Origin of the sequence: Citricoccus muralis (assembly GCF_029637705.1) — a bacterium.
Classification (GTDB): Bacteria; Actinomycetota; Actinomycetes; order Actinomycetales; family Micrococcaceae; genus CmP2.
Genome location: NZ_CP121252.1, coordinates 2671166 through 2684494, shown reverse-complemented (window position 1 = coordinate 2684494; position 13329 = coordinate 2671166). Strand labels below are relative to the sequence as shown.

Annotated in this window: 12 protein-coding genes; 6 read left to right on the top strand and 6 right to left on the bottom strand. The window is 64.9% G+C overall.

The window, feature by feature from the left end:
* Window positions 1-79: 79 nt before the first annotated feature.
* The 6 genes from P8192_RS12340 to P8192_RS12315 form a co-directional block, all read right to left on the bottom strand.
* A complete protein-coding gene (locus P8192_RS12340; RefSeq protein WP_278157326.1) occupies window positions 80-541 on the bottom strand; it encodes a MarR family winged helix-turn-helix transcriptional regulator in 462 nt (153 codons plus the stop codon).
* A gap of 4 nt (window positions 542-545) precedes the next feature.
* Complete coding sequence (locus P8192_RS12335) at window positions 546-1526, bottom strand: ABC transporter substrate-binding protein (protein WP_278157325.1); 981 nt, start codon at window positions 1524-1526, stop codon at window positions 546-548.
* A gap of 33 nt (window positions 1527-1559) precedes the next feature.
* Complete coding sequence (locus tag P8192_RS12330) at window positions 1560-3206, bottom strand: AMP-binding protein (RefSeq protein WP_278157324.1); 1647 nt, start codon at window positions 3204-3206, stop codon at window positions 1560-1562.
* 7 nt (window positions 3207-3213) lie between these two features.
* Window positions 3214-4173 carry an SDR family NAD(P)-dependent oxidoreductase gene (locus tag P8192_RS12325; RefSeq protein WP_278157323.1) on the bottom strand — a complete coding sequence of 320 codons (960 nt, stop codon included), beginning with the start codon at window positions 4171-4173 and terminating at the stop codon, window positions 3214-3216.
* A gap of 385 nt (window positions 4174-4558) precedes the next feature.
* On the bottom strand, window positions 4559-4762 hold the full coding sequence (locus tag P8192_RS12320; protein WP_278157322.1) for a hypothetical protein: 204 nt from the start codon (window positions 4760-4762) through the stop codon (window positions 4559-4561).
* A 39-nt stretch (window positions 4763-4801) separates the two neighbouring features.
* A complete protein-coding gene (locus P8192_RS12315) occupies window positions 4802-5824 on the bottom strand; it encodes a zinc-dependent alcohol dehydrogenase family protein (RefSeq protein WP_270107161.1) in 1023 nt (340 codons plus the stop codon).
* Between the two features lie 134 nt (window positions 5825-5958).
* On the opposite strand from P8192_RS12315, the gene P8192_RS12310 reads away from it, so the two are divergent.
* The 6 genes from P8192_RS12310 (at window position 5959) to P8192_RS12285 (ending at window position 13323) form a co-directional block, all read left to right on the top strand.
* Window positions 5959-6843, top strand: coding sequence for a helix-turn-helix domain-containing protein (locus tag P8192_RS12310; RefSeq protein ID WP_278157321.1), 885 nt, complete (start codon window positions 5959-5961; stop codon window positions 6841-6843).
* Between the two features lie 100 nt (window positions 6844-6943).
* Window positions 6944-7273, top strand: coding sequence for a hypothetical protein (locus P8192_RS12305; protein ID WP_278157320.1), 330 nt, complete (start codon window positions 6944-6946; stop codon window positions 7271-7273).
* A 34-nt stretch (window positions 7274-7307) separates the two neighbouring features.
* Window positions 7308-7793, top strand: a complete 486-nt coding sequence (locus tag P8192_RS12300; RefSeq protein WP_278157319.1) for an ASCH domain-containing protein — start codon at window positions 7308-7310, stop codon at window positions 7791-7793.
* A gap of 130 nt (window positions 7794-7923) precedes the next feature.
* Window positions 7924-9345 carry an MFS transporter gene (locus P8192_RS12295; RefSeq protein ID WP_278157318.1) on the top strand — a complete coding sequence of 474 codons (1422 nt, stop codon included), beginning with the start codon at window positions 7924-7926 and terminating at the stop codon, window positions 9343-9345.
* Window positions 9346-9355: 10 nt separating this feature from the next.
* On the top strand, window positions 9356-11698 hold the full coding sequence (locus P8192_RS12290) for a molybdopterin oxidoreductase family protein (protein WP_278157317.1): 2343 nt from the start codon (window positions 9356-9358) through the stop codon (window positions 11696-11698).
* Window positions 11698-13323: an FAD-dependent oxidoreductase gene (locus P8192_RS12285; protein WP_278157316.1), complete on the top strand. Its 1626-nt coding sequence runs from the start codon at window positions 11698-11700 to the stop codon at window positions 13321-13323. Before P8192_RS12290 ends, P8192_RS12285 begins: the two co-directional genes overlap by 1 nt.
* Window positions 13324-13329 lie beyond the last annotated feature (6 nt).

The window sequence follows — 13329 nt, the reverse complement described above, 5'->3', positions numbered from 1 at the left end:
AGTTTAGTTTCGTTCGGTTCTGCCAACGACTCGCACGACCGACAATCGCTACGCCCAGCGACTTGGACAGGCCACACCATCACGGGGTGTCGTCGTTAATGCGCTGTAGGTTGAACCGCATGGTGCGCAGCGCCGCCGACACGGTCCGGCGCTCGTCGTCGTCGAGATTCTCCAGTAGGCGGGTCTCGAGCTGATTCACGTCACCCTGACATTCCTGCAGGGCGCGGTAGCCGCCGTCGGTGGGGAACAGCAGCAACCGGCGGGCGTGGTCCTGATCAGGCTCACGCCGGACAAGCCCCTTGTCCATCAGCACCTTGACGGTATCCGCCATGGATTGGGCGCGCACAAAGGTCCGTCGGGCCAGCTCGGACGAGGTGATGCCGGGGCGGCGGGCGAGCACGGTCAGAGCCGTGTACTGGGCGGTGCTGAAGCCGTGCTCGCGCAGGAGCTGTTCGAAGGGCGGCCGCAGCCCAGAGTCCAGCAACTTAATCATGTAGATGTGCCATCCCTCGAGGGCGGTGAGGCTGTGGTGCTCGCTCATCGAGTTACTGTACCGCGGGGTGGTAGAAGAACTCATCGGTGATCGGGTCCTCCGTCAGGAAGCCGTACTTGAGCATGATTTCGTTGAGGCTGCGGATCGCATCCTCGGGAATCTCGGCGTCGAAGACGTCGCGCTCGATCGACAGCTTCGCCACCTCTTCGGGGGCTTCGATGAAGTCCATGGTCGCTTCGATCTTCCCGGACTCGTCGGCCATGAACTGTTCCAACAGGTCACTCATGGCCGCCTGATACCTCGAGATCAGCTCAGCGTTCTCCTCGATGGTGGCGCCGTCGGTGAAGCTGACCACGGTGGGTAGGCCAGGGATGATCTGGTTCGGGTGCCCGAGGAGACGATGTCCGTCATCGTTGACTGCCGTGTCGAGGAACGGCTCGGGGACCCAGATGGCATCGACGTTGCCCAGCTCCATCTGCGCCTGCATATCGGGGAAGGCGAGTTCAACGAAACTGACGGCGTCCGGGTCGCCGCCATCCTCGGCCACCGATTCCATGATCGTCACGTCGCCTTGGCCGCGCACCGCGTTGACCGCCACGCTCTTGCCCTCCAGATCGGCCCAGGTCTCGATATCACTGTCGGCGTCGACGACCACGCCGTTCACATCGAGCCCCTCCGGGCGCGAGCTGGAATAGCCCGAGATGACCCGCATGTCGATGCCCTGCTCCACGGCCTGAAGAAGATTCGCTGCGTTGCCAATGACCACATCGAGGTCGCCCGATTGCAGGGCCGGGAGCATCGCGGCACCGCCGCCACCGGTGCTGATGGTGACGTCCAGGCCGTGCTCTTCGAAGATGCCCTGTTCAATGCCGTAAGGGATCGCCGACATGGTCCCGATCGGAATGATGCCCACCGAGAGTGGCATCATCTCTGGGCTGTCTTCCGCCGGCTCGTCGTTGTCGGAGGAGCAGCCGGTCAGAATGATGAGTGATGTGACGGCCGCGAGTGCCGCTGTCTTGTTGAAGATTCGCATGTCATCTCCTGGTGTGGTGGTGGGCTAGTGAACTCAGAACCGGGTGCCGTGGTCCGTGACGGACGTGCGGAGGTCGCGCATGTTGATCTTGCCCGTGGGTCCTCGGTGGCTTCGCTCCGAAATCATCACAACCCGGGGTTTCTTGTATCCGGCAAGGTGGGCACCCACGTGCTCAAACACCTCTTGCGCGGTGAGCGTGCTGTTCTCGGAAACCGTCACCGACGCGGCCACCCGCTCACCCCAGGTGGGGTCGTGGACGCCGAACACGACCGCGTCGGTGACGTCGTCCAGTTGCAGGATGATCTCCTCGACTTCACCGGGGAAGACCTTCTCCCCGCCGGAATTGACCACCGAGGAACCGCGGCCGAGCAGCTGAATATAGCGGTTCTGCTCGACCTGGACGTAGTCACCCGGTCGAGCGGTGCGGACGCCGCGGATGATCGGATAGGTTTCTTGTGTCTTGACCGGCTCGTCGAGATATCCGCGCGGCAGGGCGCCCTGGTATGCCAACAGCCCCAGAGCGCCGACGACGTCACTGACATCCTCATCGTGATCGTCGAGCACGACGGCGTCCGGGGTGAGCCGAAAGCGTGCGGGAAGGTCGGAGGCCGCATGTGAGAGGGCCATCGCGTACGGCCCGCCTTCCGTGGAGGCGAGAATATCGACGATGCTGACCTCCCCCAGGGCGTGGATCCGTGCCTTGGTGTCGTCGCTGAAGCGCATTCCTGAACTGATGACGGATCTCAGAGGCACGTCCTGGGTCCCTGCGTGCTGCTCGAGGGCGTCTAAGAGAGGAAGCGCCACGGCGTCCCCCGCGACCACGAGTTGCGTGACCCGCTGGTCCATGATGAGCCGGGCCGCGTCGTCGGGGTTCAGGCTCGCGGCCGGGTTGATGACCACGGTGCCGCCGGCCACCAGGGTGTTCATGGCGGTGAAGAGCGCGGTGGCGTGGATGAAGGGCGCCAGCGGCAGGGTCACGATCGGCGCCCGATCGGTGTTCCTGACGAGGTCGATGGCTTGCTCGACGTCGTCGGGATGGTCCCACCCGAGCGGCCCGTAGATCGATTGCTGCTGCACGTGGAGCAGATCACTGACGCCCCAGACCACGGCCTTCGGAATGCCCGTGGTTCCACCCGTGAAGACATAGAGTTCGGCATCATCGGGCGGAGGGGTCAGCGGGTCTTGATGGGCACTGTCAGCTGCCGCAGTGGACAGGAAATCGTTCCAGGATGCGCTGGAGAAGGGCGACGACTGGCTATGCGGGGTGTGATCGTCTGCATCCAGGTGAATCAGAACGTCCGGCAGTGCGGACGCGGAGAGGCTCGTGGTCAGCGTTTCCACGACGTGCTGATTCTGGTGTGCGTAGATCAGACCGCGAGGGGTGCTAGTGGAGATCAACTCGGAGACCTCTCGCGCACCGTAGCGGTAGTTGATAGACACCGGGATCACACCGATCTTGAGGCATGCGTAGAACAGCACCAGATACTCGGGAGTGTTGTGCAGATAGAATGCCAACCGGTCACCCGAATCGAAGCCGTGATGCTTCAGCGCACGAGCGGCGGACTCCGCCTGGCCGCGGAATTCTTGATAGGTCTGCCGGGCGGTAGCCGTCTGCACGGCCGCACGACGCGGATGTTCCTCGGCGATGCGATCCCAGATGCAGGCGTAGTTGGCGAACATGGCGGCCCTACCAGTTCTCCGGCGACGGTTTCACTGGCGGTCCGGCGGGTTGCATCGCTCTTGAGAGGTCGCGATGCCAGGCGTCGGAGATGTCCTGCTGACTCCAGCCCCCGTCGCGATCGGCGATGGCTTCCTCTCGCGGATGCGCATAGACGATGATTCGGTCTCCGCCCAGTCCCAAGGCTTGGCCAGAGACACCCGCCGCATCGTCGGAGGTAAGCCAGGTCACCAGCGGGGCGACGTCCATCGTGCTTCCCAACCCATGTTCTCGGCGTGCCAACGGAGGCAGGTCGCGACCGGCTTCGACGTCCTTCACCCATCCGCTGTAGGCGGGGATGGTGGCGGTCATCTCCGTCAGGGCCGTGGGGATGATGGCGTTGACCGTGATGTTGAACCGCGCCAGTTCCAGGGAAAGGGTGCGTGTCAGGCCGACCACACCGGCCTTGGCGCTGGAATAGTTGGATTGGCCGAACGAGCCGTACTGGCCCGCGGGGGAGCCGACCAGAATGACCCGCCCGCCGTCGCCCTGCTCCCGAAACTGCTCCGCAGCGGCTTTGGCGCAGGTCCACGCGCCCTTGAGGTGGGTGCTGACGACGAGATCGAAATCCTCCTCGGTCATCTTCCAGACGACACGGTCACGAAGGACTCCCGCGTTGGCCACCATGATGTCGAGTCGACCCGTGTGCTCGACCGCAGTCTGCACCAGTTGCTCGGCCGTGGCGAGGGGCCCGATCGCAGCGATGTGCGCAGTTGCCTGTCCGCGAGCCTCGCGGATGTCGTCGACCACCCGGTGCGCGGCTGCCTCATCGACGTCATTGACGATGACGTGTGCACCGGCCGCAGCGAGTGCGAAAGCATAGGCGCGTCCCAGGCCTCGCCCTGCGCCGGTGACTACAGCGGTTCGCCCTGTCAGCGAGTCGGCCTCCACCCGGGATGCACGGAGATGAAAGTGTGCTGAATCGTCCATCGAGAGCACCTCAATCTGTGAGCTATGTCATATTGAGTTTCAGGCATCCTGATATTAATGTCAAGGATCTGTCGTGACGTGAGCAGTGCACTGACGGCCGATACCCGGGTGGGGCTGACCAGAGTGGCTCGCCCGCTACAGTGTTGACTCTCCCGTGAGGGGAGGCGGGAGTATGGACTCATGTTGAAAATTGGCGAATTCGCAGGACTGACCGGGCTGAGCGTGAAAGCGCTGCGGCAGAATGCTCACGACTTCGCGGTGGAGCTCTCGGTGACGGTGCACGAACGCTAACGCGCTGGAGCGGCGTCCTCCAAAACCCAGCGCATCAATGTCGCTCCGATGCCAGCCGATCTGAACGTGCGCGCCACCTTCGACCTGCGCGACGCTATTTCTTGAACAGGTCGCGCACGTCGAAGGTGGTGCGCTGGTAGGCCGCGTTGCGTGCCGCACGCTTCGGGTCACGGAGCCAACCCATGCCCTTCTTCCCGTAACCGGGGATCAGCGCGCGCTTGACCGCGCGGGTCGCTCGCCCGGTGGTGCGAGCGGCGATGGACTTGTTGAGCGAGGGCTTGCGCATGCCGAACTTCATGGACTCATCGTACGGCTACGCTCGCCGCAGGTCACGGGTTCAGAACGTGAGCATCACTTTGGTGGCCCGTCGTTCGTCCATGGCGCGGTAGCCCTCGGCCGCTTCTTCCAGGGGAAGGGTGAGGTCGAAGACGGCGCCGGGGTTGATCTGATCGGTCATGATCAGCTCGATGAGCTCCGGCAAGAACCGCCGCACCGGGGCGGGTCCGCCGAGCAGACTCACGGTGGAGACGAAGAGATCGATGCCCTCCAGGGTGACCCCGTGGCTGACGCCGACGAAACCGACGTGCCCGCCGGGACGGGTGGCGTGAATGGCCTGCAGCATGGACTCCTGGGTGCCCACGGCCTCGATGGTGGAGTGGGCGCCGTACCCGCCGGTGAGCTCCTTAATGCGGGCCACGCCCTCTTCGCCACGCTCTTCGACGATGTCGGTGGCGCCGAACTGGCGGGCCAGCGCCTGACGGTCGGCATGCCGCGACATGGCGATGATGCGTTCGGCGCCGAGCTGCTTGGCGGCCAGGATGCCCAGCAGACCGACCGCGCCGTCGCCCACGACGGCGACGGTCTTGCCGGGGCCGGCTTCGGCGGCAACAGCAGCGAACCAGCCGGTGCCGAGCACATCAGAAGCAGCGAGCAGGCTCTTGGTCTGTTCTTCAGTGGGTTCGCCGTCGACCTTCACCAGGGTGCCGTCGGCCCAGGGGATGCGGGCGTACTCGGATTGGGTGCCGATGGAACCCATCATCACCTGGTGGATGCAGCGGGACTGGAAGCCGGCCTGGCAGATCTCGCAGGTGTTGTCGGAGGCGACGAAGGAGCCGACCACGAAGTCGCCGACCTGGATGTCGCGCACGTCGTCGCCGATTTCTTCGACCACGCCGATGTATTCGTGCCCCATGGCGGCGGGGCCGTGGACGTCCTCAGCGCCGCGGTAGGGCCAGAGGTCGGAGCCGCAGATGCAGGCGGCGGTGACGCGGATGATGGCGTCGGTGGGCTCGACGAGGGTGGGACGTTCGATGTCTTCGACTCGGATGTCGCCGGGGGCGTGCAGCATGACAGCGCGCATGAGGTGCTCCTGGGGTGGGGTGCGGTTGGTCTGGTATCCATGAAAACACGGACGGCGTACTGCTGGGAGGCCCGGTCGAAACAGGTACCGACAGGGACTCCCTCCGGCGGGCGGGTCTGGCCTACCGTAGAACGATGGACAACAAGGCCGATGTGCGCGAGTTCCTCACCTCGCGCCGGGCGAAGGTGACGCCGCAGCAGGTGGGGCTGCCCGGCGGCTCGAACCGGCGCGTGCCCGGTCTGCGCCGCAGCGAGGTCGCGACGCTGGCCGGCGTGAGCGTGGAGTACTACACCAAGCTGGAGCGCGGCGCGCTCGGCGGCGCCTCTCCGGAGGTGCTCGACGCCCTGGCCCGGGCTCTGCTGCTCGACGACGCCGAACGATCGCATCTCTTCGACCTGGCGCAGGCGTCCAGCCCAACGGCGCGTCCGCGGCGCCGCAGTCGCTCGACTGAACAGCCGCCCCACGAGAGCCTCCAGTGGATGCTCGATGCGGTGACCGCCGGTCCGGCATTCGTCCGCAATGGCCGAATGGACCTGGTGGCTGCGAATCCGCTGGCCCGTGCCTTCTACCGTGACGTGTACGCCATGTCACCGGACCGCCCGAATATCGCCCGGTTCACCTTTCTCGACGAACGCGCTCACAGCTTCTTCCCGGACTGGGACTTCTACGCCCAGGTGACGGTGGCGAATCTGCGCACCGAAGCGGGGCGCGACCCTCATGATGGACGGCTGCAGGATCTCGTGGGGGAGTTGAGCACGCTCAGTGATGACTTCCGTCGGCTCTGGGGCCAGCACGATGTGCGCCACCATGGCACCGGGCGCAAGGTGTTCTGCCACCCCGTGGTCGGTGAGCTGACACTGGCTTACGAAGGGATGAACCTGGAATCCGCGCCGGGGCTCACTCTGACGGTGTACGCCGCCGAACCAGGCTCCGCCTCCGCCGAGCGGCTCCAGTTGCTGGCGTCGTGGGCCGCGAGCCAGGATCTGCCCGGGCAGGAGTCCACGTCCGCGGTGATCTGAGTGACTTGCTAGTAGGGGTAGTCGTCGATGCGCGCGAGGCGCAGAGTGCTGTCCGTCTGTGAGGTACATCACTGACGTGACTAGGATAAAGGCAGTCACCATGAAGAATTTCAAACAGAAGCTTGCAACGGTCCTCTGTGCAACGGCGCTCGTCTTCTCTGCCGGTGTGGTGGGCGCCGCGCCAGCACAGGCGGCCAGCTGTACAAATGCCACGACCTCCAGCAATCAGTGGCGCGATTTGTCCGTGACCTGTTTCGGCAGCGGCTCGCAGTATCGGATCACCGTGACCTGTGGCTGGTACTCAGCAGGCAAGGGTGGCAGCTTCTCCAAATCGTCCAGCTGGGTGAAGAGCGGAGCCCGCGCGACGGTGTCCTGCGGCGCTGGCCACGTGGTGAAGAAGAACCCGCTCTTCAGAGCGACGTTCCGCTGATCTGTGCCGGTAGGTCCCCACTAGACTGGGGAGCATGACCGCGACCCTCACCCTTGACGACTTCTGGCGCCAGTGCCGTACAGAGTTGCCGGAATTGCCGGAGGAGCTACCCGAAGCATGGGCGTTCGGGGCGACCCCGGAGCACGCCGACGGGCTGTTGGAGCTGGTGCTCGCCGGGGTGAAGACGGCGACGTCGTCACCGCTGTGGGACTACGAGCACACCGGCGAACCGGTGCCAGCGGTGGGGGAGCTCAGTATCATTCTCGATGGGCGCGGGGCACCCCGGGCGCTGCTGGAGACCACCGAGATCGCCGTCGTCCCCTTCGCGGAGGTGAGTGAGGAGCACGCTCATGCGGAAGGCGAGCATGATCGCACTCTGGCCGCCTGGCGTGCCATCCACGAGCGGTTCTGGCGCGAGCATTCCGAGAACCCGCGCGGCTATGCCCCGGACATGCCGGTGGTGTGCGAGCGCTTCCGGGTGCGCTACCCGCTGTCGGCTACAGACTTAGCAGGACCGTGATGGCTTCGGGCTGATCCATGGCGCCTTGTCGGTGGTCTTCACTGTGGTCTGAAGGACGCGTGAGGCCCGTTTTTCCTGGTTGAAACAAACGCCCTCGCTAGCGGAAACATCGCCTTGCGAACGTAGAACCATGAAGACAGAGGTTCGGCAGGCACCGGGATCAGAGGGCGTAGTCCAACATGTCGTGGAGACCCAGGACGTCCCCACGGATCGGCTGGTGATGGCGCGAGGGCGCTGGATCACCAACTGGCGCCCTGAGGATGAGCAATTCTGGGAAGGGCCGGGGCGGCGGACGGCGCGCGTCAACCTGATCTGGTCCGTCTTCTGTGAGTTTCTGGGCTTCGCGGTTTGGCAGCTCTGGTCAGTGACGGTGGTGTTCCTCCCCGCCGCTGGTTTCGATCTGACAACATCCCAGCAGTTCTGGTTGGTCTCGCTGCCGCCGTTGGTGGGTGCGACCATGCGCATCCCGTACAGCTTCACCGTGGCGATGTTTGGCGGAAGGAACTGGACGGTGGTGTCCGCACTGCTTCTGCTGATCCCGACCGCGGCCATGGCGATCGCACTGGCTACCCCTGAGACCCCGGTGTGGGTGTTGTTCGTCGTCGCTGCCACAGCTGGCTTTGGCGGAGGGAACTTCGCCAGCTCGATGGCGAACATCACCTTCTTTTACCCGGCGAAGGAGAAGGGGGCGGCGCTGGGTATTAACGCCGCGGGTGGCAACCTCGGCGTCGCCGTCGCCCAATTCATTGTGCCGGTCGCCGTGACCATCCTGGCTTTCGGGCAGTACGGCCCGGCTCTCCCCGTGGCCGGGCTCATCTGGATTCCGCTGATCCTGCTGGCCGCCTGGGGCGCGCGCAAGCATATGCACAACCTCTCACACGCCAAAAACGACGTGAAGGGTTCGCTCTCAGCGCTGAAGGAAAAGCACTTGTGGATTATCGCGGTGATCTACGTCGGCACCTTCGGCTCCTTCATGGGATTCGGGTCCGTCTTCCCGACACTGGTCAGCATCCAGTTCCCCGAGTTCTCGAGCTTCCAGGTACTCGGTGCGGCTCTCTCCCTGGCCTTCATGGGGCCGCTGGTCGGTTCTCTGGCCCGACCCTATGGCGGTAAACTCGCCGACCGCGTGGGCGGTGCTCGGGTCACGGCCCTCTGCTTTATCGCGATGGCCGCGGTGACCGTGGTGCTCGTGGTGACTCTGTCGCTGTCCAGCTTCTGGCTGTACCTGGTGTTATTCCTGGTGCTGTTCACCTTGACTGGATTCGCCAATGGAGCCAGCTATCGGATGATTCCCTTGGTCTTCCGGCTTTCTGTAGACGCGAACGACCGGATCGGTCATGAGAGGAAAGCTTCCGCCGCGCTCGGTTTCATCGGCGCGATTGGCGGTTTCGGCGGTTTCGCCATTCCACAGGTGCTCAGTGCTTCACAGAACATCACCGGCTCCTTCGACACGGCCTTCTGGTGCTTCGCTGCTGCTTACCTGGGCTTTGCCTTCTTCACCTGGGCGGTCTACCTGCGCTCGGGGACCGTCTACGCCCGCAACCGGGTCTGAAGGACTCATCATGACCGAGACGACGTCGATCCCTGAACAAAGCACCCGGACGGTGAAGACGCACTGTCCATACTGCGCGCTGCAATGCGCCATGACCCTCACGGTCACCGAGCGAGACGGCGCTGCCACCGACTACGAAATCGAGGGGGCTTCCTTCCCGACCAACCGGGGCCGTCTCTGCCGCAAGGGCAACACCGCTCACGAGCTGCTGAAACGCACCGGAGATCGAATCATGGCTCCCCTGGTTCAGGAGAGGGCTGCTGACGGAGCACGAACCGGGGCGTTCCGGGAAACCACGTGGGACCACGCGCTGAACGTCATCGCCGATCGGGTCCGGAACATTCAGGAAGCACACGGCCGTGACGCCGTCGGCGTCTTCGGCTCGGGCGGGCTGACCAATGAGAAGGCATATGCTCTTGGGAAGTTCGCTCGAGTCGGGCTGGGCACGTCCCACATCGACTACAACGGCCGGTTCTGTATGTCTTCGGCGTCCAAAGCCTCCACCCTGGTCTTCGGGTTGGACCGCGGCATGCCCTTTCCGCTGACGGATCTGGACGATGCCTGCACCATCTTGCTGTTGGGCTCCAACGTGGCCGACACCATGCCGCCCTTTGTCCAGCATCTCGACGGCGCCCGCGAGAAGGGAGGGCTGATCGTCGTGGATCCGCGGCGCTCCACCACAGCCGAGCTCACAGCGGACGGCGGCGGCCTGCATATCGCGCCTGCACCGGGAGGTGACCTGGTTCTGCTGCTGGCCCTGGCGAACGTGATCATCGAGGAAGGATTCGCGGCGCAGTCATACCTGGACTCGCGTGTTGAAGGGTATGCCGAATTCCGCCGGTCTGTCTCCCACTGGTGGCCTGAGCGAGCCCAAGCGACGACCGGGGTCGGGGCCGATCAGATCCGCGCGGTCGCGCGCAAGCTGGGGCACGCCGCTCATGCCGCACGCCACGGTGGGGACCCTGTTTATATTCTCACCGGTCGCGGGGTGGAGCAGCACCGTGACGGCACCGATACCGCCTGTGCCGCGATCAGCTTGGCCCTGGTACTGGGCCTTCCCGGCGCCCGTACGGACGGACGTTCCCGCGGTGGTTACGGGACGCTCACCGGCCAGGGCAACGGCCAAGGTGGCCGCGAGATGGGGCAGAAGTCGGACCAGCTGCCTGGCAACCGGAGGATCACGGATCCCGAGGACCGCGCGCATATGGCGCAGGTCTGGGGAGTGGCGGAGACAGAGATCCCTGGCCCCGGGACTCCGGCCACCCAGCTGCTCCACACCATGGGCACCGTGGACGAGTGGGGCGAACCCAAAGGAGTGAGCGCCCTGTTCGTCCACGGCTCGAACATTGCGGTCTCCGCCCCTGACACGGGACGGGTGATCCGCAACCTCCGATCTCTGGAACTGTTGGTGGTCGCGGACTTCTTCATGTCCGAGACGGCATCCGAAGCCGACGTCGTGCTTCCGGTGCTCCAATGGGCCGAGGAAGACGGCACCATGACCAATCTGGAAGGCAGGGTACTTCGCCGTCGGAAGGCGGTGGATCCGCCATCGGGTAGGTCCCATGCCAGCCCTGCGACAGACGTCGGTCCCCGTTCAGAACTGTGGATCTGGCACGAGCTTGCTCGACGCCTGGGCAGCCCGGCGGAGTTCCCCGTTGACCCACGCGCAGTCTTCGCGGAAATCCGCGAAGCCACCAGCGGCGCGGCAGCCGACTACTCCGGCCTCGACTGGGACCTCATCGACGCTGGCCACGCTCCTTACTGGCCGGTGCCGTCTTCCACGCTGTCGGGGGAGGAATCGCTGACAGGGGAACCTGTGGTCGGGACGTCGCGCATGTTCGAGGAGCGCTTCGCCCATGCGAATGGGAAAGCTCGGCTGACCGCCCTGCGTCCGCGACGTCAGCCTGTTCCCGTGGCAGGACAACTCACCTTCACCACTGGACGGGTGATGGAGCACTACCAGTCCGGTGCCCAGACCCGGCGGGTGGATGCCCTGCGCCAGGTTCATCCCGAAGCGGTTGTCCAGATTCACCCGGCCACCGCTGCCGAACACGGTCTGGACGAGGGCGGCTACGCCGTCGTTGAAAATGCTCAGGGGTCGATGGTCGCCAAGGTGGAGTTCGCAGCCGGAATCCGCTCGGACACGATTTTCGCTCCCTTCCACTTTCCCGGCCAAGGCACGGCGAACCTCCTGACGCGCGGGCTGACCGACCCGCAGAGCTTCATGCCGGAGTTCAAGAACACCCCGGCCTCGATCCGGGCCGCCACCGCGGAGGAAGTGCCTGCCGGTGAGAGTACGCCCGGTGCTCTCACCCCAAGAGAGAACCTGGCCTCAACGGAAGGAGCACAGTGATGGAGGGCAAGCCCCACGTGGTGATCATCGGATTCGGGCCCGTGGCGTCGCGTCTGGTGGAGGAGCTGCTGCCGGACGTCACTGCGGGGGCGTTACGGCTGACTATCGCCGGCTCCGAGTCCCGCGCGGCCTACCAGCGAATTCGTCTCGGTGACGTCAGCGTCGGCAGGATCGCGCCGGAAGAGCTGTCCACGGACAATGAAGAGGACCTGCGCGCCCAAGGGGTCGACGTCCTCCTCAATACGACGGCGACCGGGCTGGACCCAGCCGCCAGGATCGTCACCCTCAACGGTCCCGGTGGCGAACGGAAGCTCACGTACACCAAGATCGTGCTGGCCACCGGCGCCGAACCCATCATGCCCGCGATGTCCGTGGAATCGCGGCACAGCGGCAACGTCGACGCCGAAGTCACGCACTCGAGATACCCCGATGGCGTGACCGCACTGCGAGACATGACGGATGCGCTGCATATCCGCTCCCGTCTGAAGTACGGCAGGCCCGTCGTCGTGCTCGGCGGAGGGGTGCTGGGTGTGGAGGCAGCGCTCGCGGTTGCCGAAGTGGGCGTCCCCGTGACGTTGCTGCACCGAGGTGAGGTACCGATGGGCCGTCAGTTGGGCACTGATGCAGGCATGCTGCTCCGCCGCGAATTGATGTTGGCTGGTGTCGACGTCCGCGCCGGCAGTGATGTGACGACCGTTGTCGTCGACGACGGTGAGCTCACCGCGGTACGGACCTCACGGGACGAGATACTTCCGGCTTCCCTCTTGATTACGTGCACCGGGGTGAAGCCGCGTGACGAACTAGCCGCAGCCGCGGGCTTGCCGGTGAAGCGTGGCATCGTCACCGGGTGGGACGCCCGCAGCACGGGAACCGCCGAAGGCCACGCCGATGTATACGCCGTGGGAGACTGCGCCGCTGTCGACGGCCGAGACCCCTCCGGACTGATCGGTGCGGGCTGGGCGCAGGCAGAGGCCGCTGCTGCAGCGCTCCGTCAGCAGCTCAATCTGGGGGTGGCGATCGAGCTCGATGCCTCCGGAGCTCCAGTGGAGTTCGACGCCGCTTACGGCGATGGAACACAGGACTCGGTCGGTCTGGAAGTGTTTCTCTTGAAGTCCAAGACGCTCAACGTCGCGTGTGCTGGAGAGACCTCCCACGACCCATGGGGTAGCGATCTCTGGGATCCGGCGGCGCCCACCGTCTCCAACTGGTCGGATACCAAGCGCGGTCAGTATCTTCGCATTGTCACCGGGCCGAATCCCAGCGCGGTTGAGTCGTGCGCGGATGCTCCTACGGGAGAGCGACTGTTGGGATTTGTCTCCGTGGGCTTACCCCGCGCCGCGGCAGAATTAGCGATGCACGCTACGCGTGGCACCATTCCGGTGGCCGATCGCACAGCTTTGCTGGCGGCCGAGCACGCCACCAGAGAAGTTGAGCTCGGTCCCGACGACGTCCTCTGTCGCTGCGCGGGCATTACTGCGGGGACGGTCATGGAGGCAGCATCGACGTGTTGCCGCACGGTCAAGGAGATCAGCGCCGAGACTCGGGCTGGGACCGGCTGCGGAACCTGTCACAAGAACATCGAGAAGATTCTCGCCGCTGCCGCCTCGATGACCGCCCCCGTCTGAACCGAG